The organism is Sutcliffiella horikoshii, from assembly GCF_008180725.1.
GTDB lineage: Bacteria > Bacillota > Bacilli > Bacillales > Bacillaceae_I > Sutcliffiella_A > Sutcliffiella_A horikoshii_B.
The window spans coordinates 33,762-59,700 of record NZ_VTEV01000009.1; the positions used below are offsets into that span (position 1 = coordinate 33,762).

Annotated in this window: 29 protein-coding genes; 23 read left to right on the forward strand and 6 right to left on the reverse strand. The window is 38.6% G+C overall.

Annotation, left to right across the window (positions count from 1 at the left end):
- Positions 1-109: 109 nt before the first annotated feature.
- Positions 110-433: a MerR family transcriptional regulator gene (locus FZC76_RS19065; protein ID WP_088018440.1), complete on the reverse strand. Its 324-nt coding sequence runs from the start codon at positions 431-433 to the stop codon at positions 110-112.
- A gap of 189 nt (positions 434-622) precedes the next feature.
- On the opposite strand from FZC76_RS19065, the gene FZC76_RS19070 reads away from it, so the two are divergent.
- Positions 623-784: a Fur-regulated basic protein FbpA gene (locus tag FZC76_RS19070; RefSeq protein ID WP_148989764.1), complete on the forward strand. Its 162-nt coding sequence runs from the start codon at positions 623-625 to the stop codon at positions 782-784.
- A gap of 183 nt (positions 785-967) precedes the next feature.
- Here the strand turns inward: FZC76_RS19070 and FZC76_RS19075 are convergent, their stop codons facing one another.
- The gene (locus FZC76_RS19075; RefSeq protein WP_148989765.1) at positions 968-1,813 is read right to left on the reverse strand and encodes a protein-glutamine gamma-glutamyltransferase; all 846 of its coding nucleotides are present in this window, start codon (positions 1,811-1,813) and stop codon (positions 968-970) included.
- 169 nt (positions 1,814-1,982) lie between these two features.
- Positions 1,983-2,909, reverse strand: a complete 927-nt coding sequence (locus tag FZC76_RS19080; protein WP_148989766.1) for a CobW family GTP-binding protein — start codon at positions 2,907-2,909, stop codon at positions 1,983-1,985.
- Positions 2,910-3,047: 138 nt separating this feature from the next.
- On the opposite strand from FZC76_RS19080, the gene msrA reads away from it, so the two are divergent.
- The 18 genes from msrA (at position 3,048) to FZC76_RS19165 (ending at position 21,565) form a co-directional block, all read left to right on the forward strand.
- A complete protein-coding gene (gene msrA / locus FZC76_RS19085) occupies positions 3,048-4,001 on the forward strand; it encodes a peptide-methionine (S)-S-oxide reductase MsrA (protein WP_148989767.1) in 954 nt (317 codons plus the stop codon).
- 233 nt (positions 4,002-4,234) lie between these two features.
- Entirely contained in the window at positions 4,235-4,384 is a 150-nt protein-coding gene (locus FZC76_RS23255) for a hypothetical protein (RefSeq protein WP_187442152.1), read from the forward strand.
- Between the two features lie 214 nt (positions 4,385-4,598).
- Positions 4,599-6,083, forward strand: a complete 1,485-nt coding sequence (locus FZC76_RS19090; RefSeq protein ID WP_148989768.1) for a methyl-accepting chemotaxis protein — start codon at positions 4,599-4,601, stop codon at positions 6,081-6,083.
- 86 nt (positions 6,084-6,169) lie between these two features.
- Positions 6,170-6,313, forward strand: coding sequence for a YjcZ family sporulation protein (locus FZC76_RS19095; RefSeq protein WP_148989769.1), 144 nt, complete (start codon positions 6,170-6,172; stop codon positions 6,311-6,313).
- Between the two features lie 970 nt (positions 6,314-7,283).
- Positions 7,284-8,615 (forward strand): aspartate aminotransferase family protein, encoded by a 1,332-nt coding sequence (locus FZC76_RS19100; RefSeq protein WP_148989770.1) that lies wholly within the window; start codon positions 7,284-7,286, stop codon positions 8,613-8,615.
- A gap of 13 nt (positions 8,616-8,628) precedes the next feature.
- Positions 8,629-9,345 carry a CoA transferase subunit A gene (locus FZC76_RS19105; RefSeq protein ID WP_148989771.1) on the forward strand — a complete coding sequence of 239 codons (717 nt, stop codon included), beginning with the start codon at positions 8,629-8,631 and terminating at the stop codon, positions 9,343-9,345.
- Positions 9,315-9,968, forward strand: a complete 654-nt coding sequence (locus FZC76_RS19110; RefSeq protein WP_148989772.1) for a 3-oxoacid CoA-transferase subunit B — start codon at positions 9,315-9,317, stop codon at positions 9,966-9,968. Before FZC76_RS19105 ends, FZC76_RS19110 begins: the two co-directional genes overlap by 31 nt.
- A 36-nt stretch (positions 9,969-10,004) precedes the next feature.
- On the forward strand, positions 10,005-11,273 hold the full coding sequence (locus tag FZC76_RS19115) for a peptidase (RefSeq protein WP_148989773.1): 1,269 nt from the start codon (positions 10,005-10,007) through the stop codon (positions 11,271-11,273).
- 473 nt (positions 11,274-11,746) lie between these two features.
- On the forward strand, positions 11,747-11,986 hold the full coding sequence (locus FZC76_RS19120; protein WP_148989774.1) for a hypothetical protein: 240 nt from the start codon (positions 11,747-11,749) through the stop codon (positions 11,984-11,986).
- Positions 11,976-13,103, forward strand: coding sequence for a GerAB/ArcD/ProY family transporter (locus FZC76_RS19125; protein WP_148989775.1), 1,128 nt, complete (start codon positions 11,976-11,978; stop codon positions 13,101-13,103). The genes FZC76_RS19120 and FZC76_RS19125 overlap by 11 nt, the downstream gene beginning before the upstream one ends.
- A complete protein-coding gene (locus tag FZC76_RS19130; protein ID WP_148989776.1) occupies positions 13,091-14,683 on the forward strand; it encodes a spore germination protein in 1,593 nt (530 codons plus the stop codon). Before FZC76_RS19125 ends, FZC76_RS19130 begins: the two co-directional genes overlap by 13 nt.
- A complete protein-coding gene (locus FZC76_RS19135) occupies positions 14,680-15,891 on the forward strand; it encodes a Ger(x)C family spore germination protein (RefSeq protein ID WP_148989777.1) in 1,212 nt (403 codons plus the stop codon). Before FZC76_RS19130 ends, FZC76_RS19135 begins: the two co-directional genes overlap by 4 nt.
- A gap of 178 nt (positions 15,892-16,069) precedes the next feature.
- A complete protein-coding gene (gene ablB, locus FZC76_RS19140) occupies positions 16,070-16,957 on the forward strand; it encodes a putative beta-lysine N-acetyltransferase (RefSeq protein ID WP_148989778.1) in 888 nt (295 codons plus the stop codon).
- A 4-nt stretch (positions 16,958-16,961) separates the two neighbouring features.
- Positions 16,962-18,383 carry a sigma-54 interaction domain-containing protein gene (locus tag FZC76_RS19145; RefSeq protein WP_148989779.1) on the forward strand — a complete coding sequence of 474 codons (1,422 nt, stop codon included), beginning with the start codon at positions 16,962-16,964 and terminating at the stop codon, positions 18,381-18,383.
- A gap of 96 nt (positions 18,384-18,479) precedes the next feature.
- Positions 18,480-19,901 (forward strand): lysine 2,3-aminomutase, encoded by a 1,422-nt coding sequence (gene kamA, locus FZC76_RS19150; RefSeq protein ID WP_088018409.1) that lies wholly within the window; start codon positions 18,480-18,482, stop codon positions 19,899-19,901.
- 11 nt (positions 19,902-19,912) lie between these two features.
- On the forward strand, positions 19,913-20,191 hold the full coding sequence (locus tag FZC76_RS19155; protein WP_148989780.1) for a YokU family protein: 279 nt from the start codon (positions 19,913-19,915) through the stop codon (positions 20,189-20,191).
- A 62-nt stretch (positions 20,192-20,253) separates the two neighbouring features.
- On the forward strand, positions 20,254-20,472 hold the full coding sequence (locus FZC76_RS19160; protein WP_148989781.1) for a YozE family protein: 219 nt from the start codon (positions 20,254-20,256) through the stop codon (positions 20,470-20,472).
- A 385-nt stretch (positions 20,473-20,857) separates the two neighbouring features.
- The gene (locus FZC76_RS19165; RefSeq protein WP_148989782.1) at positions 20,858-21,565 is read left to right on the forward strand and encodes a hypothetical protein; all 708 of its coding nucleotides are present in this window, start codon (positions 20,858-20,860) and stop codon (positions 21,563-21,565) included.
- On the opposite strand, the gene FZC76_RS23260 is transcribed toward FZC76_RS19165, so the two are convergent.
- Positions 21,554-21,712 carry a hypothetical protein gene (locus tag FZC76_RS23260; RefSeq protein ID WP_187442153.1) on the reverse strand — a complete coding sequence of 53 codons (159 nt, stop codon included), beginning with the start codon at positions 21,710-21,712 and terminating at the stop codon, positions 21,554-21,556. The genes FZC76_RS19165 and FZC76_RS23260 overlap by 12 nt on opposite strands.
- A gap of 188 nt (positions 21,713-21,900) precedes the next feature.
- Between FZC76_RS23260 and FZC76_RS19170 the strand changes: the two genes are divergently transcribed.
- Positions 21,901-22,068 carry a YozD family protein gene (locus FZC76_RS19170; protein ID WP_010193926.1) on the forward strand — a complete coding sequence of 56 codons (168 nt, stop codon included), beginning with the start codon at positions 21,901-21,903 and terminating at the stop codon, positions 22,066-22,068.
- A 421-nt stretch (positions 22,069-22,489) separates the two neighbouring features.
- Here the strand turns inward: FZC76_RS19170 and FZC76_RS19175 are convergent, their stop codons facing one another.
- Entirely contained in the window at positions 22,490-23,605 is a 1,116-nt protein-coding gene (locus tag FZC76_RS19175) for a DUF2515 family protein (RefSeq protein WP_187442154.1), read from the reverse strand.
- A 176-nt stretch (positions 23,606-23,781) separates the two neighbouring features.
- On the opposite strand from FZC76_RS19175, the gene FZC76_RS19180 reads away from it, so the two are divergent.
- Positions 23,782-24,096 (forward strand): YodL domain-containing protein, encoded by a 315-nt coding sequence (locus tag FZC76_RS19180; protein WP_148989784.1) that lies wholly within the window; start codon positions 23,782-23,784, stop codon positions 24,094-24,096.
- A 39-nt stretch (positions 24,097-24,135) separates the two neighbouring features.
- On the opposite strand, the gene FZC76_RS23265 is transcribed toward FZC76_RS19180, so the two are convergent.
- Positions 24,136-24,279, reverse strand: a complete 144-nt coding sequence (locus FZC76_RS23265) for a hypothetical protein (protein ID WP_187442155.1) — start codon at positions 24,277-24,279, stop codon at positions 24,136-24,138.
- 322 nt (positions 24,280-24,601) lie between these two features.
- Between FZC76_RS23265 and deoD the strand changes: the two genes are divergently transcribed.
- Together deoD and FZC76_RS19190 are read left to right on the forward strand one after the other, a co-directional pair.
- Complete coding sequence (gene deoD / locus FZC76_RS19185; protein ID WP_148989785.1) at positions 24,602-25,306, forward strand: purine-nucleoside phosphorylase; 705 nt, start codon at positions 24,602-24,604, stop codon at positions 25,304-25,306.
- A gap of 62 nt (positions 25,307-25,368) precedes the next feature.
- Positions 25,369-25,776 (forward strand): secondary thiamine-phosphate synthase enzyme YjbQ, encoded by a 408-nt coding sequence (locus FZC76_RS19190; RefSeq protein ID WP_148989786.1) that lies wholly within the window; start codon positions 25,369-25,371, stop codon positions 25,774-25,776.
- Positions 25,777-25,939: the final 163 nt, after the last annotated feature.

Here is a 25,939-nt window from a genome sequence, read left to right on the forward strand (position 1 = left end):
CACGCTCCACTTAATTCTGATGTGCTAATGGTAGCATAACCAAACACTTCCGTTAAGACATATCCATATAAAGAAAAAAGCATGATTTCCTTCTTCAGGGATATCATGCTTAGTTTCTATTTTGTTTGAAATGAGCTTGAATTTGTCCTTTTAACATCTGTTTTTTCCAGTTTTCATTCTCTTTTTCTTTCTTTTTCCACTCTCGACGTATTTCATGAGTCTGAACACCTTCTTCCATTTGATTGGCTATTTCCATCAGCCGCTCCACATCAGAGAAGGAGTACTTGCGAATGCCTGAACCTGATCTCGCAGGAAATATTAACTTTCTTTCCTCGTAATATCTAATCTGTCTTTCTGATAAACCTGTAAGATCACGAACCGTGCCGATTGAAATGACTTTTCTCTCTTTCAAAGATGGATCCTCTTGTGTCATAGCCATTCACATCCTCTTCAAGAACTCTTACAGTTATTATAGTACATTTCCATTACAAATTCCTGTGCGTTTGTAAGAAAACCTTACAGTTAAATGAAGTTGATTGTAATTTCTATGTGATAACTCCTAACAAAAATAAAGAATTTCCACTACTGGTTTACTAAACTGGAATAAAGAGAGGTGAGTGGAATGGCAAAAATTTTTAAAAAGGCTATTAATGACGCCAAAGAGTATTATATTACCAAACTTGTTAATGCGGGGTTTTTCATGAATCATAGTGTTCTTTCCACCTACACATTAAGTGAATTGAAAAAGGAATATACGAACTTAATTGAAAAGGGGAGGAGATAAAGTTGCAGGAGTATCATAAATCTGATTCATTTAAGCTTGCTTACGATATAATTAAACTAGATTGTCGACGAGATCAGATATGGGAAGAACTTCTTCAAAAAGAAGGCGACCGTGCTTTAGAAATACTAAGGCTTGTACAAAATTCTAATTGAAAGAGGCTGGCTCCTATGTGGGAGCTGGCCTTTATTGATTGGGAAGATAAGATCGATACAAGTAAAACAAATACCGATCGAGGGAAATGGAATTCTTGCGATGGATAATGACTGGATGTTGGTGTTTGGTTCGTCTGTTTGGTGAGGAGGATAATTTTGCCAAATGTGTAAAAGATGGACGGGCAACATAATCACTCAAGTAAGCAGGCTTGGTACCACCTGGTTTTCTCGTACCATTCAAAAACTCAATGATATAGGAAGCATCTTTTATTCCAAGTCCGTGCCCAAAATACAAATCGTCACCCATCACCACGGCATTCTCACCCCTCCACCAATAGGTCAATGGATTGAAATCAGGGTTTTTAAAATAAACAACATCACCTGGAATCGTATAGTAAGTGTAGACGGACTGCATGACAAGATCAGAATCAAAATGCCAGCTGTACAGGTACAAGTCTTGAAAGTATTCATTAAAAAGCTTAGGCCCGATTGTATTTAAGATGGCGTGATAATACAGAATAAGTATGGCCGTTGCACATTCGAATGCATATAGTTGACTGTTTTTAAAAATATCAGCAATAGCATCAGACGGATTGACATCCTCCCGTATCAGAATGCCACCTACATCTGTCAACTTCCAATAAGCAGGGTTACACTGAGTTCCAGCAAAGGTTTCAAATCTCGCTTCCCCTTGTTCCATTAATGCAGCACTGGCAACAATGTTATTCCGTAAGGCAATTTCAAACCTTAATTCTTCTATAGAATCATAAGAATATACCTCTGAATCGTTAAATAAGCGTTGAAAAATGGTCTTTTCAAGGCCTTCTAAATTAGACAGATTACTTTCTGTAATTGATTCTCCGTTTATTACAATCATGAAATCCCTCTTTTCACAAACACAGTATAATCCTCATTACTAACCAACATATTCAAGTTGAACGCATTCATGAATGAAAAATTCCACTAGCTAGTTGAGGGGTGCCGATATAGTGTAAAGAGAAAATAAAAAGTGCTGTGCGAATCGGTGATTTGCACAGCACTTTCAGCTATTGCTTGTTTTTCTCTAGTGTTTGTAACTGTTCTGTTAACAAATCTACATCCAAGTTTTCCCCAATAATGACAAGATTGAGTGGGACTTTAACTAGCTCTTTTAAATATAGTGGTGTGCCATAAGAATACTGAAACAAGTATACATTGTTAGAATGCTCGAAAGTAAGATACCCTTTGATTCGGTAGACGGAATCGGGAAGATTTCTAAGCCAGTCTTCAAACTCATCCAAGTCTATTTTAGATGAAAACTGATAAACGAATGTTTTTAAATGAAGAGAATCTTTCACATGTGCACGTGAATGGCTTCCTTTTTCTATTTGCTTCGTTCTTTTCCAGCTGTTTTCCGGAATCTTAGCGTAGGTGGTCAGAAGTGTAGTAGCGTGAGGATTAATGGATTGCAATTCAAACAAAATGCTCGAAACCTCTGCTTCACCTACTAAATCCGTCTTATTTAAAATAAGCATATCTGCATGCTTCACTTGTTCTCTTACCAGCTGTTTAACTTGAATAGATAAGTTATCACGATCTTTCCATCGTAAAACATCTAAAAGAGTGATAATCCTAGCTTCAGAAAACTTGTTGGCGAATATGGGAGAAAGAACCGTGTCTAGAACCTCTATTGGATGTGCGGCACCTGTCGTCTCTATGTAAATGGCATCCAAGTCTTTATCAAGTAAAAGCCCTTGCATCGTGGATTCCAATTTTTCTTGAATGGTACAACATATACAGCCATCAAATAATTCGGAAAGTGGGGTTTCATCAGGTATGGAATCGGAGTCGATGGAGACCTTCCCAAGCTCGTTCATGACCACCGCCACTTTTCTATTTTCTGCTTGTTCCTGTTGCAGCATTTGGGTCAAAAGGGTAGTCTTTCCGCTTCCAAGAAACCCAGCTAATATATAAACTTCAACTTTTTTACTCATAAATGGAACCTCCTGATATATGTACCCCTCATTTTACCATACCTATTATCTTTCTGTAATACGAGCATACCATTAGGAAATCTTCTTTGATATTGCTATAATTCACGTAAATATATTTTATAAAAAGGTGGGTACTACATGATGAACAAATTAGAAAAAGCAACGTTCGCCGGAGGTTGCTTTTGGTGCATGGTTAAACCTTTTGACGAACAGGATGGCATCGAAGAAGTAGTTTCAGGCTACACAGGTGGACATAAAGAAAATCCAACATACAAAGAGGTATGTTCTGAGACGACAGGCCATTATGAAGCGGTACAAATTACGTTCAACCCTGAAATTTTCCCATATGAAAAATTACTAGACGTTTTTTGGAGCCAAATTGATCCCACAGATGCAGGCGGTCAATTTCACGACCGAGGGGATTCGTACCGTACCGCCATTTTCTATCATTCCGATGAGCAAAAGGAAATCGCCGAAAAATCTAAGCATGACTTAGACCAAAGCGGAAGATTTAAAGACCCAATCGTAACAGAAATCCTTCCTGCAAAGCCATTTTATGCAGCGGAAGAGTATCACCAAAATTACTATAAGAAAAATCCTTTCCGCTATAAGATGTATCAAGCAGGATCTGGGAGGGCTGCCTTTATCAAAGAGAATTGGAAAAAAGAAAACAATGCAGATTTGAAAAAGAAGTTAACTCCCATTCAGTATGAGGTCACACAAAATAACGGTACAGAACCACCGTTTAAAAATGAGTTTTGGAATCATACAGAAGAAGGAATCTATGTTGATATTGTTTCCGGAGAACCTTTATTTTCTTCTCTTGATAAATACGATGCAGGTTGCGGATGGCCAAGTTTTACCAAACCGATAAACAAAGAACTAATCAAAGAAGAGATGGACGTTAGTCACAGAATGGTACGGACGGAAGTTAGAAGCAAAGAGGGAGATTCTCATTTAGGTCACGTGTTTGAGGACGGCCCTGTAGATAAAGGCGGTCTAAGGTATTGCATCAACTCTGCTGCCCTTCGCTTTATCCCGGTAAGCCAACTTGAACAAGAGGGATATGGAGAATACAAAAAAATGTTTTAATTATGAACCAACGGAGTGTACATCACACTCCGTTTTTCCTTGTAAAAGAGAATATAGAAGGTGAATTTCCGTTCCAGGCGCTTTGCTTGCCTGCGGGCGTCGCGACCTTCCACGCCATTCAAATAGGCAATATCATTCTCCAATGGATAAAAATGCGGTTTACTTCAATAAAATAAGGTATATTATAGTTGTTGGATAGATTCTCTTTAAAACATAAAAAGTAGGTGAACTAAGTGGGGAAATATCAATTGGATAACAAAGGTAAGGTAGCTGTGGCAAAGTTTCATGAAAAACAGACACCTGCTAAATTTGATAAAAAGCAGCAACTTGAAAAAATACGTGCGGAGTATTTGAAAAAGAAGCAAAAACAAACCGATAAATAATATGAATGAAAACATAGGAAGACTAAATCTCCCTATGTTTTTTTTATTCGAAGTTCTTTCTTCAATTGCAGCCCAATAATTGCCTGTTTTTTCTGTCAAAATTCAACAAAATAACAGAATTATTGCAGGATAATAGAAAGGATTTGAAGAATAAGTAGTTTTATAAAGAAAAGAAACAAAAGCAACAAAGGATGATTAAGTGGGGGATTATGCTATGTCTGCGGTAAGTGTAAAAGAATTAAAATTTCAAGACTTGATTAACAAAAATAAGCTAATGTTTTTCGTGATTTTTATCTCGTATGGTGCTGGACTTCTCGTAAATTTCTTTGTACCAGCGGCAACAGTTATAACCGCAACTTTGTTTGTTGCCTTATGTTTAGGAATTGTTTTATTGTTTTTGACTAGATGGAACACTTGGTTTCACTACTTAGTGCCTTACTTTACAGTGGGAGTAACCTTCACCGTATTCTTTATCATTTTAGTAAACCGCGGAGCTTCTTTATCAGGTTTCATACTACCTTTTTTTGTACTAATGCTTGCAACCGTTTACTTTAATAGAAACGTCTTTATCGTTGGAGGAGTAGGGAGTTTAGTCCTTTTCGCTTACTCTCTTTGGTCATTTCTAAACGGCAACTTGATGACAGAAGGACAGTTAGGAAATATAGTCTTGTTATTCTTTTTACTGTTTGTTATTACTTTTGTTCAAGTGAAAATAGGGAAAAAACTGTTTGCTCAATTTGAGGGAATAGTGGACAAGATGCAAGCTGTAAGTGAAGAGCGTCAAAAGAAGCAGGAAGCCTTTGAGCAGGATGCCATGACATTAATTGACCAAGTCAATAAAGTACATGACCGACTTAACTTAAATATTCAATCCCAAAAAGAGGTTTCTCAAACCATCCAAGAGCTATCGGTTGGTAGTCAAAAACAAGCAGACCAGATAGGTGGCATTGCGGAACAGACGAATGATGTATCCATTTTAATGGATAATGTTGTCGATAAATCCAATAGTTTATATCAAACTACCAATACTACAAAGTTCACAGCAGATCAAGGGAAAGTGATGGCGGTAGAACTTCAAGAAAACATGAAAAGTTTTTCACATGATGTTGCAGAAATGGACGCTGTATTCCAGGTGCTTACGGAAAAAATTGATGAAACGAATATATTAACTCAACACATAAAAAATATTACGGATCAGACAAACTTACTTGCTCTAAATGCTTCTATTGAAGCGGCCAGGGCAGGGGAAGCTGGAAGAGGTTTTGCTGTGGTAGCCGAAGAGATTCGGAAGCTTGCCACGTCAACTGGCGAGACTACAAAAGAAATTACAGACAACCTTTCATCTCTTCACCATACAAAAGAAGAGGTATTGAAACAGTTGCAACTCAACATAGCAAAAATGGGGAAGAACCTTGAAGCAACAAATCAGGTTAATCAATCCTTCCAGCAAATAAGCGAAACTTTGAAAACATTATTAATGGATGCCCAACACTTCAGGGATTTTGCAAGCACAGTAAAAGAAAAAACAGCTACTACAGATTCGTATACAAGTGAATTTGCAGCATTGATGGAAGAGGCTACTGCTGGTCTAGAGGAAATTAGCGCGACAGTCGAACAAGTTACAGAGGATAACACTCATATAGAGGAGACATTAAAAAGCATGGTTAAAATCATTGATAAAATGGAGGAACATAAATAGAATTTCGAAAAATAGGCATATGCACATACGGGACAGCCACCTATAACATAGTGTAGAAGTGTAAATATTAAACAGGAGTGATGACCATGCACGATTACTGTTACTACACTTGTGGACCATGCGGCTATCCATCTCAAGTTGCCCCGGCATACGGCGGAGGAAATACATTCGTTTTGATCGTAGTTCTATTCATTTTGTTAATCATTGTTGGAGCTTGCTATTGCAAATAAGATAAGTTTAAAAGTGTCACTCGGGTAATTGGAGTGATGCTTTTTTTGTGTTTTTAAGAAATTAATTATGGAATACTGGATTCGTAGTGATGAAGACCTCCGTGACGAAAAAAAAAGGAGTAGAGAGGTCCTCATCCCCGTGATGAAGACCTCCGTGACGAGGAAAAAGGAGTAGAGAGGTCCTCATCCCCGTGATGAAGACCTCCGTGACGAGGAAAAAGGAGTAGAGAGGTCCTCATCCCCGTGATGAAGACCTCTGTAACGAGGAAAAAGGAGTAGAGAGGTCCTCATCCCCGTGATGAAGACCTCCGTGACGGGGATAAAGGAGTAGAGAGGTCCTCATCCCCGTGATGAAGACCTCGGTGAAGGGGATAAAGGAATAGAGAGGTCCTCATCCCCGTGATGAAGACCTCTGTGACGAGGAAAAAGGAGTAGAGAGGTCCTCATCCCCGTGATGAAGACCTCCGTGACGAAAAAAAAGGAGTAGAGAGGTCCTCATCCCCGTGATGAAGACCTCGGTGACGGGGATAAAGGAATAGAGAGGTCCTCATCCCCGTGATGAAGACCTCTGTGACGAGGAAAAAGGAGTAGAGAGGTCCTCATCCCCGTGATGAAGACCTCCATGACGAGGAAAAAGGAGTATTCAATGAAATGGTCTTAGATGAGGCCCAGAGGCAAGATCCGGACAAGGCCAATTTGTCAAAGTTACGTGAAAAGCGAGAACTGACCAAGAAGTTAGAATCTTACTTTGGACGTGGTTTTAGGTCGCAATAGCGATTTTGTTCTTTATACATATTCATTCACAGACTGTTTATTTATCCATAAATTGAACGAAATATTTCATTCTATTGAACATAGAATGAAAGTAAGCTAGCTTATCGACAGCCAGGATTTACCCTGCCTCTAAAAGACAGGGGCTACCATTGCTAGTAAACGGTTACAGGACAGTTGTGGAAAGGAGTAATCGTTTATGGATCAATCCTATCTAATTAAGCCTTTATTAGATAAAGAGTATCCGGTGATAAGCCACGGTAACGGAGTGTACTTATTTGATGTCACTGGAAAGAAATATTTGGATGGTTCTTCTGGTGCTGTTACGGCAAGCATTGGTCATCATGTACAAGCTGTAATAGATGCGATGGCAGACCAGGCAAGCAAAGTATCATTTGTTTATCGATCCCAATTCAGCAGCGTACCTGCAGAAAAATTGGCAACAAAATTAAGTTCTATCACACCAGGAGATATTAATTGGTCGTTTTTCGTAAATAGTGGGACAGAAGCTGTGGAAACTTCGATGAAAATATCTATCCAATATTGGCAAGAGGTAGGAAAACCTCATAAAAACCAAATTATTTCACGTTGGAAAAGCTATCACGGTATTACAATAGGAGCGCTATCCTTATCAGGACATGCGGATCGCAGGAGGAGATTTGAGCCTTTATTGGAAAAATCCCCTGTTGTAGAACCGCCTTATTGTTACCGTTGTCCTTTCCATTTGGAATACCCTGCATGTGGTCTTAAATGTGCTGAGGATCTAGAGCGTGCCATCTTGGAAATTGGGGAAGAGAATATCGCAGCATTTGTAGCTGAGCCAGTCATTGGGGCAGCAGCTGGAGCAATCTGCCCGCCTGATGGGTATTATCAAAGAATTGCAGAAATTTGCAAAAAATATCACATTCATTTTATTGCAGATGAAGTAATGACAGGCATCGGAAGGACCGGCAAAATGTTTGCGATGGAACATTGGGACGTAATTCCGGACATTATTTGTATAGGCAAAGGCATGAGTGCGGGTTATACTCCCATTGCAGCAACGCTTGTGAGCGAGAGGATTATAGAAAGCATTCTAAAGGGATCTAGGCTGATTATGAGTGGACATACGTATAGTGCAAATCCCCAATCCGCAGCAGTTGCATTGGCTGTTTTAGAATATATTGAAAGCCAAAGTCTTGTAAGCAATGGTCAGCAGATGGGAGATTATCTGTTGCAACAATTACATCAATTAAAACAGACTTACTCCTTTATTGGTGATGTTAGAGGCAAAGGACTTTTACTTGGACTGGAAATTGTAGCAGATCTTGCGACAAAGTATCCGTTTTCACAAGAGAAAGCCGTCACCACAAGACTTGTAGAGTTGGCACAGAAAAATGGGTTGCTTATCTACCCTGCATCAGCAGGGATAGAAGGGGTGGGAGGCGATGCCGTCATTATTGCACCGCCACTATCAATCAACCAAAAGGAAATGGATGAACTGATTACCATTCTAGAGCAGACACTAAACGAACTTCAAGCAGAATTGTAAGGAGTGGACCGGGATGGAGAAAGTAGAAAATACATTTAACAAAATAGTGGAACTGGAAATGGTCCGCCATTTATTTTTTGACGGAATGACATTGATGTTCGGCGGCTTTGGAGGGGTGGGGACACCTCCGAAGCTGGTTGATGTCCTCTTGGATTCAAGGGTGAAAAACCTGACACTTATTGGAAATGACGCCGGCTTTCCGACAATAGGTATCGGAAAGGTAGTGTGTGCAGGAAGGGTAAATAAATTGGTTGCTTCCCATATTGGTTCAAATCCGGTTGCGGGCAAGATGATGACGGATAAAAAAATGGAAGTCGAGTTCAGTCCGCAAGGTACATTAGCCGAAAGAATAAGAGCTGGTGGTGTAGGTTTAGGAGGGATTCTGGTTGATGTAGGGATTGAGAGTGACATTGTAACAAAAAACAAACAAATCCTTACATCAGGTGGAAAAGAATATATTCTTGAAACAGCTATTACTGCAGACCTTTCGATCGTCTTTGCAAAAAAAGCTGATTCTTATGGAAATCTAATTTTCGATAAAAGCGCCAGAAACACCAATCCGCTTGTAGCAATGGCAGGGACAAAAACCATCGTGGAAGTGGAGGAATTTGTTCCATTAGGGTATTTGAATCCGGAAGAAATTGTCGTGCCTGGAGTATATGTGGATTATATGGTTCAAAGCGAGGGGGTGAACTGGACATGGGTATGGGAGGAAACATACGGAATTTAATTGCCAAAAGAGCAGCCAAGGAAATAGAAAATGGAATGGTTGTAAATTTGGGCATAGGCATTCCGTCGTTGGTTCCCAATCATCTACCGGATAATATCCATGTTTTTTTTCAAGCGGAAAACGGTGTGTTAGGAATGGCATCTACTCCACGTTCGGGGGAAGAAGACGCCAATCTTTGCAACGCTGCCGGATTTCCTGTATCTGTTCAGCCTGGTGCATCTTATTTTGACAGTGCACTAGCTTTTGGAATGATCAGAAAAGGGAAGCTGGATATTACGATTCTTGGATCGCTACAAGTATCGGAGCAGGGTGATTTGGCTAACTGGATTGTACCAGGCAAAAGAGTACCGGGTATGGGTGGAGCCATGGAGCTTTCACAAAAAGCTAAAAAAGTGATTGTATTAATGAGCCATACAGATAAAAATGGGCAATCAAAAGTGGTGAAATCGTGTAGTTTACCTGTAACAACACCAAAATGTGTGGACATCATTATTACCGATTTAGCAGTTTTTGAGATAACGGATGCTGGATTACTCCTTCGTGAATTAATGCCAGGCGTGAGTTTGGAACAGGTAAAAGAGAAAACAGAGGCACCTTTTACACTGTCGCCTGCATTTTTATAACGGTTTAATTATGCTGTGGAAAGAAGGGGGGATGAGATGAAGGAGAATATGATTAAAGAATGGTTGGGTAGAAACAGAGGGAATGGTGTCAAACTTTTAAGAAAGCTTATACAAGAAAGAAGTGTACAGGGCCATGAAAGTTCCGCACAAGCAGTGGTGATTGAAGCGTGCCGGGAACTGGGGATGGAAATAGACATCTGGGAGCCGGATATTAAAGAAATGAGTTTGCATGAAAATTTTGTATCCACGCGGGAGAATTTTGAGGATTCTCCTAATGTTGTGGCGATTTGGAAGGGAACTGGGGGTGGACGTTCCATAATCCTTAATGGGCATATCGATGTAGTACCTGAAGGAGACTTGTTGCAGTGGGAATGTGACCCGTACGAAGGTAAAGTTCAAGATGGTAAAATTTACGGCAGGGGAAGCACAGATATGAAGGGAGGAAATGTCTCCCTACTTCTTGCGATTAATGCTTTAAAATCAATTGGTGTAAAACTTAAAGGGGATGTAATCTTCCAAAGTGTCATTGAAGAAGAGAGTGGGGGAGCCGGAACGTTAGCGACCATTCTTCGAGGCTATTCAGCAGATGCAGTACTAATACCAGAACCAACAAATATGAAAATTTTCCCAAAACAACAAGGTTCCATGTGGTTTCGATTAAAAGTAAAGGGCCGGTCCGCACATGGAGGTACAAGATATGAGGGAGTAAGTGCCCTTGAAAAGAGCATTCTAGTTATAGAAAAAATCCAAGAGTTAGAAACGAAAAGAAATGAAAGAGTTGAAGATCCTTTATATAAAGGCATTCCAATTCCCCTTCCAATCAATATAGGGAAAGTAGAAGGAGGAAGTTGGCCATCCTCGGTACCAGATTTGGTAGTGTTAGAAGGAAGAATAGGAGTAGGGCCTGAAGAGAAACTAGTAGAAGTAAAACAAGAACTAGCTACCTGGTTGAAAAGTCTGGGTGAAACAGATCCGTGGTTTAAAAGTCATCCAGTCGAGCTTGAATGGTTTGGTGCGCAGTGGGTGCCAGGATCAGTAGAGTTAGGACATCCTTTTGTGAAGATGATCGAAAAGGCATATATACAAGTGGAAAAGAAGCAACCCATTTTAGAAGCATCACCGTGGGGGACGGATGGGGGATTATTCACTCAACTTTCAGGTATCCCAACAGTCGTTTGTGGTCCAGGAACAACAGAGGTAGCGCATTACCCTAATGAGTTTATCTACATTGACGAAATGATAAAGGCTGCAGAGATTTTTGCCATCCTTCTTATGGAATGGTGTGAAATCTCTGATGAAGGATAGATGAATAACTAAGCGACTAAAGAATGGACCGGGCGGTATTGCCCGGTTTTTTTATTGGTTTGGAGGCAATTGGTGGGTGTGCGGATAATGTTGAAATGTGTCGATTTCTTGATATATTCTGTTTTTTCTTGATATATCTTTAGAATTATTGATATATCTTCAGAATTCTTGATATCTCTCAGAATTTCTTGATATATCTTCAGAATTATTGATATCTCTCAGAATTTATTGATATCCTCCACTTTTACTTTTTACTTGAGATCCCATTCCCCTGTGCCTGCACTACATTAAATAACTGCCCGGAAGTGGAAGTGCATTTTCCCACTTAGGAAAGTAACTAACGTAATTTACTAAAGAATTTTAGCCATGTTTCCTTTTTTATATAGATTACATACATCGCATTTCACACTGGTTTACATATCCTGAGATGTTTAGAAAATACTATCAAGTATATGAAGACCGGAGGCAACTTTATGGTTACGTTCTTTACTATCTTACTGTTTTTAAGTATGGTGATTTTCATTTCCATCCTCGATTGTTATTACTATAACAGGGATGTCTTAGACTGTTTTACACGTTTGTTCATTTTTGATCCTGGTTTAAGAGAGTGGATGGTTTATTTGACGTTTATATTTGGTTTTACATTTGCAATCATTCAAGATCTACATTTTAAAAATAACAAAAACAGGAGCAAAGATACTAATGGGCAATAAAGAAACAATATCATTATGGCAACTGTTTATCTTAATACTCATTTTTGAAATGGGGAGCGCCACAGTAGTCGGGATAGGTGGAGAAGCAAAGCAAAATGTCTGGATTGCCATCAGCTTGGCTGGATTAATAGGAGTAGGCTATATTTATCTTTTGCATTTCATGCTTGGTAGAAAAAAAGGCTATAATCTTTTTGCTCTCATAGAATTCTGTTTAGGGAAATGGTTAGGAGGCGTAATAAGTTTCCTTTACATTATTTATTTTATTTATATCTCTTCAAGAGTTTTGAGGGACTTCGGTGAATTAATTGTGTCTACCATTTTTATCTTTACTCCTATAGAAATAATTAGCATTACTATTATTCTGACGATTATTTACATGTTGAATTCCGGTATTGAAGTGATGGCAAGAACGTCGGAGATATTTTTCCCTTATGTGTTTTCTTTTACATTTTTAGTTGGAATTTTTATTTTATTGTCTGGAGAGATTCAATTTGAAAACCTAAGGCCATTTCTTGATGAAGGAATAAAACCCATATTCCAAGCAATTATCCCCGGCCTATTGACCTTTCCTTTTGGCGAGCTTATTGCATTTGCGGTTGTATTACCACTAGTCACCAAATATAAGAAGGCAAAAGGTTTTGCCGCAGGAAGTATCATTCTAAGTACATTAGTACTGGTTTATTCATCCGTTATTCAAGTGCTTACACTTGGACACGAAATGAAAGAAAGGTCAAACTTTCCACTCCTTTCGGCTGCAAGGGAAATCTCCTTATTAGATTTTATTGAACGGGTAGATATAGCGGTTGTCTTTGTGGTGATGTTTGGCATCATCGTTAAGATAGGTGTTTTCTTTTTTGGGGCGATAAAGGGTTTAGAACATATTTCCAATAGGGAGTACCGGACGTATTTAATTCCTGTTGGTTCCATTATTTGTTTATCCTCCATAATCATAACCGACAATTTTGCTGAACATATAGAGGAAGGTTTACAAATTGTTCCTTATTTTGTCCACCTTCCCTTTCAGTTTGCATTGCCACTAATGTTACTTGTGATTGTGCTGATACGAACAAGGGAGAGAAGTGGCGGGAAAAGGAGTGATATAAATTGGGAAAGTTAAAACAATTTCTCTTAGGGGAAGGTGGGAATATCAGTTCTACCGATAAAGAGCTATATTCACCTGAAGAAACGTCTGAACCCCTACAAAAATCGCTCGAGGAAAATGACAAAATCATACAAAAAGAATTTTCTCTCTCCATTGATTTTCACTATTCAACTTTAATTGTTGGAAAAAGGGATGCCATCGTTTATTTTTTTGATACTTTGATTGCCAAAGATAGATTGACAGAAGAGATTTTTGAACCACTTGTAACTGCAGAAGGGTCTGATTCAGTCTTGCAATCTGGAGATCTGGAAGAGTTTAGAAAAGAATACTTCGCTTCTGTTCCTTATAAATTTGCAGAAAATTACCATCAGATCTTTTGGAAGCTCCTAAATGGATATGCTGTCATCGTAATAGATGGAATGGAACAGGCACTGTGCATCAATCTGGGAAGCATTGAAAAAAGAAGCGTTACGGAACCGAGTACCCAAACTATTATCAGAGGGCCGAAAGACAGTTTTACCGAAACGATAAATACAAATATTAGTTTGATTAGACGAAGAATACGTAATCCCAATCTCTGCTTTGAACAGTATCGTGTAGGTCAGGATACAAAAACAGCGGTAGTAATAGGATATATAAAAAATATTACCAACGATGAACTTGTACAAGAGGTAAAAAGTAGAATGGAAAAGGTTAATGTAGTCGGACTTTTTGATAGCGGAAATATCGAAGAATACTTGACTGACAAAACGCTTACACCTTTTCCGCTTACCTATAACACGGAGAGACCAGATAACATAGCGGCAAATCTTATAGAAGGAAAGGTTGCAGTGTTAGTGGATGGCAGTCCTTTTGCCTTAAGTGTGCCAACTGTTTTTACCGATTTTTTTATTTCCACGGAAGATTATTACCAACCATTTTTCATGGCTTCTTTCATCAGGCTTATCCGGTATGTTTCTTTTATGCTTTCATTGTTGTTGCCTTCTTTGTATGTGGCTATTTCTACTTATCATCATGAATTAATTCCGACTTCTTTGTTAATTAGTGTTCAAGCCCAAAGAGAAGGAGTGCCTTTTCCGGCTGTAATTGAAATACTGTTGATGGAACTTACATTTGAAGTATTGAGGGAAGCGGGAGTGAGGATGCCGAGAGCTGTTGGACAGACCGTTTCCATTGTTGGAGCATTGGTTATCGGACAGGCTGCTGTTGAGGCCGGTTTAGTTTCTAGTGTTTTAATTATTATTGTCGCTTTGACAGCTATTGCAAGTTTTGTCTCCCCAATTTATAACTTTTCCATTGCTACGAGGATTCTTCGCTTTGTCTACATTTTGATGGGAGCATTGATAGGGTTGTATGGAGTACTGCTATTGGTTGTTATCATGGTTATCCATTTGACTGGTTTACGATCATATGGCGTGCCGTATTTGGCTCCAGTGGCTCCTCTCCTTTTAGAAGATCAGAAGGATGTATTTGTCAGAATGCCTGTTTGGGATAATATAACCCGTCCATCTTATCTAAAGCCTAAGCATACTAAAAAAACTTCCGATAAAGGCAGCAACAGCGGACCATCACAGGATAAGGGGAATTTTTCATGAGGAAATGGTTATGTATATGCTCCGTCTTAATCTTATTGACGGGATGCTGGGACAAGGTTGAACTGAATGAGATTTCCATCGTCACAGGGATTGCTATTGAAAAAGGAGAAAATGCAAAGTTTCGTGTCACTGTTGAGACAATAAACGCACCTCAACTATCAGCTGATCAACCTGGTAGCGGGACACCTGTCATTACTTTTCAAGAGGAAGGGAACTCACTCGCTGAATTATCTGAAAGAATGAACGTCGGACTTTCTAGAAAACTCATCTATTCCCACACTAGAATTATTGTTATCGATGAATTACTCGCTAAGGATGGTGTCGGTGATGTTTTGGACTTTTTGGAAAGAACAGGAGAATTTCGAAATGACTTCAACATTCTAATATCAAGAGGAACAAAAGCTTCTGATATTGTAAAAACAACTTATCCATTAGAGTTGGTACCATCCATCAAGGTACATAAGCAAATCGAGATCTATTTAGAAGAATGGGGAGGCGATCCGTATGTGCGCCTTACAGATTTCATATCTTCTTTGACTTCAAAGGGGCGACACCCGGTGACAAGTGCTGTTTCAATAGCAGGAAAACCGGAAGCAGGAAAAAATATTGAACAAAATTCAAAGACAGAGTTGGATTCCATTGTTGTTATTTCTGGTCTATCCGTTTTTAAAAAAGATAAACTGATTGGTTTTTTATCTCGCGAAGAAGCCAGAGACTACCTCTGGACACAAGGGCTTAGCAGGACAAGTCTAACTGTCCCTTGTTATATGGAAGGAAACGAGGCAGAAAATAATTTTTTAGATATTCGTATTATCCATTCTCATTCTGATGTAAAAACGACAGAAGAAAAAACAGGGGTCAAAATCAAAGTAAATATCAGTGGAGAGGCAAAAATACAAGGAACACAATGTCATCAGAATCTAGAAAAAATAAAAACATATGAAAATCATGAAGAGGCATTAAATAAATATATAGAAGAAAAGATTTTGGCAACTATTCAAAAAATGCAAGATGAATACCAAGCAGATATTTTTGGATTTGGGGAGGTATATTTCCGTACATCTCCAAAAAAATTTAAAAAGGTTGAAGACAATTGGGATGAGATTTTTTCAGAAGCAGAAGTGGAGGTCCTTGCAGATTACCGTATCAAACGTTCAGGAATAAGGAACAAAAGCTTTTTGACCGATGAACCGGTTTCTGGACAATAAAAAGAGGTTGATAAAAAAATGACCGCTGGCTCACGTCAGCCCCTAGGAAAGCGAAGCCATTTGCGGAAATCAACAGCGGTGTTAAAAAACTCTAAAATCAAATACTTTTTCAGTGGCCTCATAAAAAAATGGGGGAATTTCTTACTCTTTAGCGAATTGAATTAGTAGGGGGGATACAATGAGTACAAAAACAGGTAAAACCTTAATAGTAAAGAATGAAACCTTCTATTTGAACGCATATGTAGATCAGTTTAATAAAAGACTGAAGATAGAAGATTTCAGAGGAAATTTAGGTCACATCTTACATTACATTGAAAATTGGAGCAAACAGCCATTTGTAGAGAAAGTAATTGTGAAATCTAGAAGAGAAAATATTAGAACACTAATAGAAAAAGGATTTCTTTTGGAAGCTTCTGTTCCTGGATACTTTCTCGGGGGAGAGGGGTTCTTTCTATGCAAATATAAAAATATTGATCGCTATAACAGTGATAGATGGTGTGAAGAAGATAATATCCTTGATTCTGTATGGCAAAAAAGGAAGCAAAAGGAAGTACTCCTAGACCCAAATTTAACATTGCGTGTGGCAGAGGTAACGGATGCAATAGCCTTATCTGACTTTTATAAAAATGTTTTTGCTATTTATCCTGTGCCTATTGAAGATCCGGATTATATTTTGGAAAAAATAAATAGTAATACAATCTTTATGCTTTTAGAGGAAAAAGGAGAAATAATTGCAGCAGCATCAGCGGATATGAACCCTTTCTATAAGAATGCTGAAATTACTGACTGTGCCACCTCTCCTTCAAAACGTAAAGGCGGTTATATGAATTCTCTAATTCGTGAATTAGAAGCAGAATTAGTAAAAAGGCAAATTTATTGCAGCTATTCCATTGCCAGGGCTCTCTCTTTTGGGATGAATGCCGTCTTACACAATTTGGATTACACCTATAAAGGAAGATTGAAAAACAACTGTTATATTTTCGATAAGATAGAAGATATGAATGTTTGGAGTAAAGACCTCTCCTTAATGGATGCCCAAAAATTGGCACCAATTGCCGAGAAATAGGCGGATGATAATCATGCAAACACACACTCTGTCAAAAGAAATGTTAATGGCAATATTAGATGGAATCGATGAGGCTATTCACGCAGTAGATAAGGACGGTTTTACAATCTATTATAACAAGGTGGCAGCAGGCTATGACGGCATGAAAGTGGAGGAGGTATTAGGGAAACATCTTTTGCATGTTTTCCCTTCCTTGACGGAGGAAACTAGTACATTGCTGAAGGTACTGAAAACGAATAAACCGATATACCATGAAAATCAACGATATGAAAATAAAAAAGGTCAGTTACTTGAAACAGTGAATACTACCATCCCCATCCTCAAGGGAGATAATTTATTAGGTGCAGTGGAAATTGCCAAGAATTATGGGCACTTAAACACTCTATCTAATAAACTAATGGATTTACAATCCAAAATTAATAGGTCAGAAGGATCAAAGAAGATTTCACCTTTCCAAGCATCCTACACTCTAGCTGACTTCATCACGGATGATCCGGTTTGTTTATCTATGCTTCAAGATGCCATGTTATTTGCATCGTCGTTATTACCTGTTGTTATTTGGGGAGAAACAGGGACGGGAAAGGAAATCATCGCGCAAGGGATTCATCATCAATCTCCTAGAAAACGTGGACCATTCATTGCGCAAAATTGTGGAGCGATACCGGCTACACTGCTAGAAAGCATTCTGTTTGGAACAGAAAAAGGCAGTTACACCGGTGCAGTTGACCGCAAAGGCCTTTTTGAGCTGGCATCGGGTGGAACCCTGTTCCTTGATGAAATGAATTCTATGCCTTTAGAATTGCAAGCCAAACTGCTGAGAGTCCTTGAAGATGGATCCATAAGAAGAGTTGGTGGAACGGCTACGATTAAAGTAGATGTTAGAATTATTACTGCGATGAATGAGTCTCCTGATACATGTGTAGAGAATGGATCATTTAGAGATGACTTGTATTACCGATTGAATACCTGTCCGATATATATCCCTCCATTAAGAGAACGACCACATGACATTCGCCTCCTGATGGAAAAGAGATTGCAAACGAGAATTTCTTATCTGTTGCCTCCTGCAATTGGAGAAATGTTTGGTGCATATCATTGGCCAGGGAATGTAAGAGAATTAATCAATACGATAGAATATGTTCTATTAAAATCAAAAAAAGAAACCATATCTCCTAAACATCTTCCTGCAAAGCTGAAAAAAATAAAGCAGCAAACTTATACCCCGGCAAAACTGGGGTCATTAAGGATAGAATTACAGAAGACAGAAAAATCAATGATACAAAATGCCATGGATCTGACAGGTGGGAATGTAATGAAAGCGGCAAAGATACTGGATATACCTCGTCAGACCCTTCAATACAAACTTGCTAAAATGGAAGAGAAATCTAATACTACTGAAGTGCCAGAAATTCGGCACGCAGATTAATAACAAGTTTCTCCTATTCTACATATATAAGTAATAACTGGGCATCAGCGTAGTTGGCACGGTTATTGCATGGTGTAGAACAGGGAGGAGATAGAGATGAAAATGGATCTATATAAGCCCAAACGGCATTGGAGTGAATTCGAACTTTGGAAAGATGTAACCGAAGAACAATGGAATGATTGGATATGGCAGTTGACCAATACCATCCGAACACTTGAGGATTTAAAGAAAGTCATTAACTTAACACCGGAAGAAGAGGAAGGGGTAAAAATCTCCACTAAAACCATCCCTTTAAATATAACGCCATACTATGCTTCGTTAATGAATCCAGATGATCCAAGGTGCCCTATAAGGATGCAATCTGTACCAATTTCAAAAGAAATCTACAAAACAAAGTACGATTTAGAAGACCCTCTTCATGAAGATGAAGATTCCCCAGTTCCAGGCCTGACGCACCGCTATCCGGATAGAGTATTATTTTTGGTTACCAACCAGTGCTCCATGTATTGCAGGTACTGTACACGCAGAAGGTTCTCCGGCCAAATCGGAATGGGAGTGCCTAAAAAACAATTGGATGCTGCCATTGCCTACATTGCATCCAATGACCAAATTCGGGACTGTCTAATTTCTGGTGGAGACGGTCTTCTAATCAATGACCAGATCCTTGAATACATCTTAAAAAATCTGCGGGCCATTCCACATCTTGAAATAATTCGGATAGGAACTAGGGCACCTGTCGTGTTTCCTCAACGAATAACAGAGAACCTTTGCAACATATTAAAGAAATATCACCCTGTCTGGTTAAATACGCATTTTAATACTTCTATAGAAATTACAGAAGAGTCTAAGCTGGCTTGTGAAATGCTCGTGAATGCAGGGGTGCCGGTAGGAAATCAAGCCGTCATATTGGCAGGTATCAATGACAGTGTACCTATTATGAAAAAGTTAATGCATGATCTAGTGAAAATACGTGTAAGACCTTACTATATTTATCAATGTGACCTTTCTGAAGGTATCGGACATTTTAGAGCCCCAATTTCCAAAGGACTTGAAATTATTGAAGGGTTACGCGGACATACGAGCGGCTATGCTGTTCCTACCTTTGTGGTGGATGCCCCAGGCGGCGGTGGAAAAATTGCGGTTCAACCGAATTATATTATCTCACAAAGTGCGAATAAAGTAGTGTTAAGAAACTTCGAAGGGGTTATCACCACTTATCCGGAACCGGAAAACTATGTCCCTGGAAGAGCGGAAGCCTATTTTGGTGAGATTTATTCAAACATGGAGGATAAGCGTTCAAATATAGGAATCGCAGCACTAATGAATGATTCACAATTCAATCTCGTTCCAGAAGGATTAAATCGATTGAATCGCCGCAAGGACTACGAAACAAACCCAGAACATTCTTCTTTAAAGGATAAACGTGATAAGCGTGATGAATTAAAAGAAAAGAAATTCCAGGCCCAACAGAAGAAGTATATAGTTGGAGAAGAAGAAAACAAGAGTGAATCAAGTTAGGAGGGTACTTGATGAAATGTAATTGGTGTGATAGCTCACAAGCAACATCTTCATCAGGAACAGTATATTGGGAACTGCCTGATGGTACAAAAGCCGTAACCATAACAGAAACACCCTCTGTCAATTGTGGGGACTGTGGAATGAAATATCAAGAAGACACAACTGTGAAGGAAATAGAAGATCAATTGTTTTTAATCAACACGAAGGAATTAGAAGCACAGCTCAGCTATAAGGAGCTAATGGCTAAACCCCGATTGTTAAAAAGAAACTACTTTGACTTCTCAAGCTAATGGTTGTCCTTTACCCTCATTCTAATGTAGAATGAGGGTAAAAAAATGGGTGTGGATGCATTTTGAGAAAGTCGTTTTACCATTATTTAATGAAGTTTCGTCATGCTTTGAAAAAAGATGACATCAGTATATTTGCCAATCATGCTTACGACGATCATAGTTTTCCAAAAAATTCAGAGGACTACCATGAAATCAGCAGCTATTTAGAAATGAACGGCCAATACCTAGAGAGCATGTCTACCTTCGACAAGGCTTGGGAGCTGTATGAAGAAGAAGTTTAATAGCTAGTTAAAGTGCACCTTTTATGAGGGTGTATTTTTTTTAAACATAAAACATATTTTTATGTAAATTCTAGCTGTGGATTGGAGCAAATGGCGAAGACTCCAGCAGGGGAATAACGGTAGATTGAGACCCCACAGCGCAGCGAGGAGGCTCAAGCACCGTCCCGCGGAAAGCGAAGCCATTTGCGGAAAGGAACAGTGTTGTTCAGCCAAACAACACAAGTTTTTATTATTTCCTATGTTAATGGAATAATAGAATAATAGGGACAGCCGCCTATAAACACATCGTACAACCACTTTTTGCCCCAACGCTTTGGCGAGTTGGCATCTTGCTGCATATAATACATTACTATCAAAGCCACAGTGATAAATGGGGAGAAATTATATGGGGAAGAACAAAAAACCAAACAAACCGAAATATAAAATTGGTGACATTGTCGTCATCACCATCTATGGAACTGTCGGTAAAGTGACGGACATGAAGCAAATAGATGGTGCGTATGTATATGAAGTAAATTCAAGTGAAGGGCTATATCAAGAAGAGACGCTTGCCTTTGTATCTGAATATGAAGGAAAAGTACTGGTAACCGAACGACTTGATATCAAGTATATGTATTTTATCGGTGATATCGTCCATGTTGCTGGATATGGCAAAGAATTATTTAAAATAGTCGGTTTCCGCACTGAAATCTGGCGATATAAAGAAGACTCCTGGGAAGACATCATTTATGAATTGACAAGATTGTCTGATGGGGAATGGTTGGAAGCAGGAGAGGAAGAATTGACAATGGTTGTCCATCACGAACATGCTGAAATTCTTATCCACAAACTTGGATTGTCCTATATGTTCAACAAAGAAAATACAAGCTTGGAGTTGTATAATCCGATGACTGGATCAAACAAACATTTCAAAAAAGAAGAATACAACAAGGAATATCAAAGAATAATTGATGGGCTTCTTGATGTCTACAATGATTATAAGGTGTTATATGATATCTTCGGTGATGAGGAATACCAGGAAGTGATGAATCTAGTAATGAAAAACCTAAAAAAATACATGGATGGCAAAAAACATAGTCAATTAGAAAAATAGAATGGAGAATTGAAAGAGCAAATAGATAAAGAACGGACCTCCGATAATGGCTGCAGCGAATACCAATTTGTCCGAAATTTTATCTAAAAGTGGCAATAAAACTTCCTCTTCTCCTAATCTTTCTAAGCTTGCTAAATAGTTCTTCATATAAATCTCCTCCTTTTTTGTGATTGCTTGTCCTTATGTCCCCAATGTATGCACGCTAGAACATTGATATGCACTTTTTTGAAATTTTTGAAAACAAAGATAGCATTTGTCCAACCTGATGGATTAATATAGAGAGTAAGACATATATCTTTAAAGACGTACATAAACCTTTAAAAAGGGGTGATATTGTGAAAGAAATCGAAGTAGTTATCGACACAGAAGAAATAGCCGAGTTCTTTTACAATGAGCTGGTAAGGCGGGGGTATGTTCCAGCTGAAAGCGAGATAGAAGAGTTGGCGGATATCATGTTCGATTATTTACTGGAAAAATGCATTATTGATGAAGAGATAGAATAGGAATCGATAAAGTAAAAAATAATACAAGCATTGCTGTTTCTTAGGCGAGATTGTTGTCTTAGGGGCAGCTTTTTTAGGTTTCAGCAGATTGGTATTTTGAGGGGGCTTCGTTTTAATGCTATATGGACGAGATTAGCTCAAAAATAAGCTAATTATGTGGGGGTTGAAACCGTTCGGTCAAATTATGATGTGGTTCGGTCAAAAAAAGCAATTTAAAAGAGGGTGTTCGGACAATTCTTATAAGGCTTTGGACAAAAAAAACCGAGGTTCGGTAACTTGAAAATTTCGTTCGGTCAACTTTTGAGAAACTTCGGTTAAATTCCCGAAATCTTCGGTCAACTATTGAAAAACTTCGGACATTTACACTTTTGATCGCCCCGTCCCAATTACAAATAAACCACCACGTACTTTATCAGCCTAATCATTTTTCCTTATCAAAGAAAACACCATGAAGCTCAGAAATTCCAGTAAGCTTCATCAAATTAAATAGATGGGATTTCTCCATATCAGCTGCTTCCATACTTGCAGGAAGATGAAAAAACGTTAATACTTCCTGAATATCCTTAAACCAATCAACAGGAACTATCGAAGGATGGTCAAAATCCGCCCATGCTGCTTCGAGTGTAGGACTATAAATCTTGCGGGAAGTAGACTTTGATGAAAAAACGGCAGGAAGGTAATCTTCTCTTGAACCGGTATGGAAACTCTCCTTGCTAAAATGCAAAGCCCCCTGCAAGACATCCTCGTTGGTAAACAATAGGACATAAAGCATTTTCCCTATCTCAATACGATTAGAAAGGTCGGAAAATTGTTGAACTCCAAGCCCAGTCAAAAGAGTGTCCAAACCCTTCCGGTAAGGAAATAGAACTAATGTAAAGCCAAGCTTTTCCTGTAGTTGATAAGTTAAACTGGATAAAACTTTCTGCTGAAAATAAGGATTTTGAAGGAGGTTATATTCAATAAAATTCTGTTCGTTAATGATCAAGGAAACAGTAAGCAGTTCTTTTTTACTGTTATTGCTCAAGAAAAGTGTCCATATCGGATTCATAAAAGGTGAAACATGAAATTCGGAGAGTAGATAAAATAGAGGTCTGCCAGCCTTTTTACTTTCTTCATATAGGAGTAATTGTGGGTAAGCATCTTGAAAAATGAGGTAGTTTGCTTTTTCAAGAAAACGAAATAAGATGGAGGCCTTCTCGTAAGAAAGCAAGGTGGAAATGTGGCTAGCTTTCAGGTCTGTCATATTCCAGCCACCGTTTCTTGAAACCATGTGAGCCAAAAAGCTCCAATGGACTTCTGGATGTTTCTGATAAAAATCCAAGTAGGCTTGAGTTCTTGTAACATTGTTTCGGTTAAGGCTGGCAGTCTTGCTACGGATTTTTGCCACCATATCTTGCTCTTTAAATGAAGGTGAAAGTTTAACCGGGGAATTTGTCCATTCCTTTTTAAGTTGATTTTCTTCTGTAGTAGTCCATAATTTTATCGAATCATTATTTTTGGACTTGGATGCTGTTCCTGTAAACCATTTTCCAAACATCAAATCACCTCGGATTATCATATGAGGATTGTGGTGGTTTCATGATTCACAGGCGAGTCACGCTATACTTTTGCAAATTTTTACTCTTTTCGACAAAACTTTTTATAATCTGATGAAGGATTCGACACCCTTTATTGCTAATTAATATATATAGAAATGGTTGAGGGGTGAAAAGGATGTTGGCTCTTAAAAGAATAATGAAGATGGGGACAGGGGAATATGATGTGACCATTATGCAAACACCAAATTATGGAGAATCAAAAGGGTACACTCCCATTTTCCGACTAACCATGGAGGGAAGCGGTCATCAGGAAATAGTGGACCGGGTTTATAAAAAATTCAATGTTACGGACTCTATCCCACGTGATTATGAAGGCAGGTTCATTGCTACTGGTGATATAATCATGATTGATGAGGGAACATTGGGGATTACCTACTACCGGTTGGAATTTGGAGGCTGGAAGAAAATAAATCGAGTTGCTGTGCGATAAAGATGAAAAGGGCAAAGCTCAAACTTTGCCCTTTCGTATTTAATTATGATTCCCAGGTCCATTTTTTCGGCCTTTAGGAGAATGCTCTTTTTTGTGGGCAGTATGTTCTGCTTCAATAGCTTCTGGACTGATATGGTTGTTCTTTTTTTGTCCATTTATTCTGTTTCGATGTTTCTTTCCCATTAGTTTCAGCTCCTTATTATTTAGGGTAACTGCCATGTATATAATAGATCTAGCTTTGCTGCTTATCTTGTCTGGAAGTGTGTGGCTTAGCAGTTTTCTTTTTTGTTGTGTTCGTAGCATTTGCATGTTCTACTGCTTGCTCTAGTTTCTTTTTCAATTAGATCACCTTCCTGAAAGGAAATTTCTTTCCCTTTTATTTTCTTCTGGAATTGTAAAAGAATGCGCTTTTTTAGCGAGAGTTTCTTTTGAAACATGGGTAATATATGGTATAGTAGTCATTGTTGTAAAGTAACAATGGTAAGAGTTATTAGGAGGTAACATAATGAGCGTACATATTGGAGCAAAACAAGGTGATATAGCGGAAACGATCCTACTACCTGGAGATCCGTTACGTGCTAAATACATCGCAGAAACATTCCTTGAAGATGCAGTCTGCTACAACGAAGTAAGAGGAATGTTAGGTTATACAGGTACTTATAAGGGTGAAAGAATCTCTGTTCAAGGTACCGGTATGGGAGTTCCATCTATTTCCATTTATATTAATGAACTGATGAATGAATATAACGTGCAAAATTTAATTCGCGTAGGTACATGCGGAGCTATCCAAAAAGATGTAAAAGTTCGCGATGTAATCCTTGCAATGAGTGCATCTACTGACTCTCAAATGAATCGTTTAACATTCGGTGGAGTGGATTATGCTCCGACTGCTAACTTCGACCTTCTGAAAAAAGCCTATGACGTCGGAGTGGAAAAAGGTCTTAACTTGAAAGTTGGTAATGTCTTCACGGCTGACATGTTCTACAATGACAATGGTGAACTTGAAAAGTGGGCTAAGTATGGGATCCTTGCAATTGAGATGGAATCTGCAGCGCTTTACACATTAGCTGCCAAATACGGCCGAAATGCTTTATCTGTCCTAACTGTAAGCGACCATATCCTTACTGGGGAAGAAACGACTTCCGAAGAGCGCCAATCCACATTCAGCGACATGATGGAAGTGGCATTGGAAGCTGTAACAAAAAAATAATACACGTTAAGCCCTTGGGATGTTACTCAAGGGCTTTTTTATACAAGAAAGGATGACACTTTATGATCCACACATTAAATCTTCAAACACATAAGAGGGATGAGTGGCAAGATATCACAGCTAAAGTGGAGAGTCTCGTTTCTAAATCAGGCATAATAGAGGGGCATGTGATGGTTTATTGTCCACATACAACTGCTGGAATCACTATTAATGAGAATGCAGATCCTGATGTGGTAAAAGACGTTGTAATGAGGCTCGACGAAGTATACCCATGGCAACATCCTAAATACAGGCATATGGAAGGCAATACAGCAGCTCATCTAAAAGCGATGACACTTGGGAACTCCCAGCAGGTTATAATTCATAATGGCCAGCTTGTTCTCGGCACTTGGCAGGGTATTTTTTTCTGTGAATTTGATGGGCCTCGTCATCGAGAGATATATATTAAAGTGTTCAAAGATTCTGAATGAACACACCAGCATCATATAGAATAGCGACTTTTTTCTTATCTTCTTTTTTATCAGTAAAATCTTTTTACGGCGTTATGGATTAATGGTAAACTGTTTAAGTATGTTTTACATGAGTGAAACTTTAATTGCTAGAACTAACCAACTCATAATGATTATATTAGAA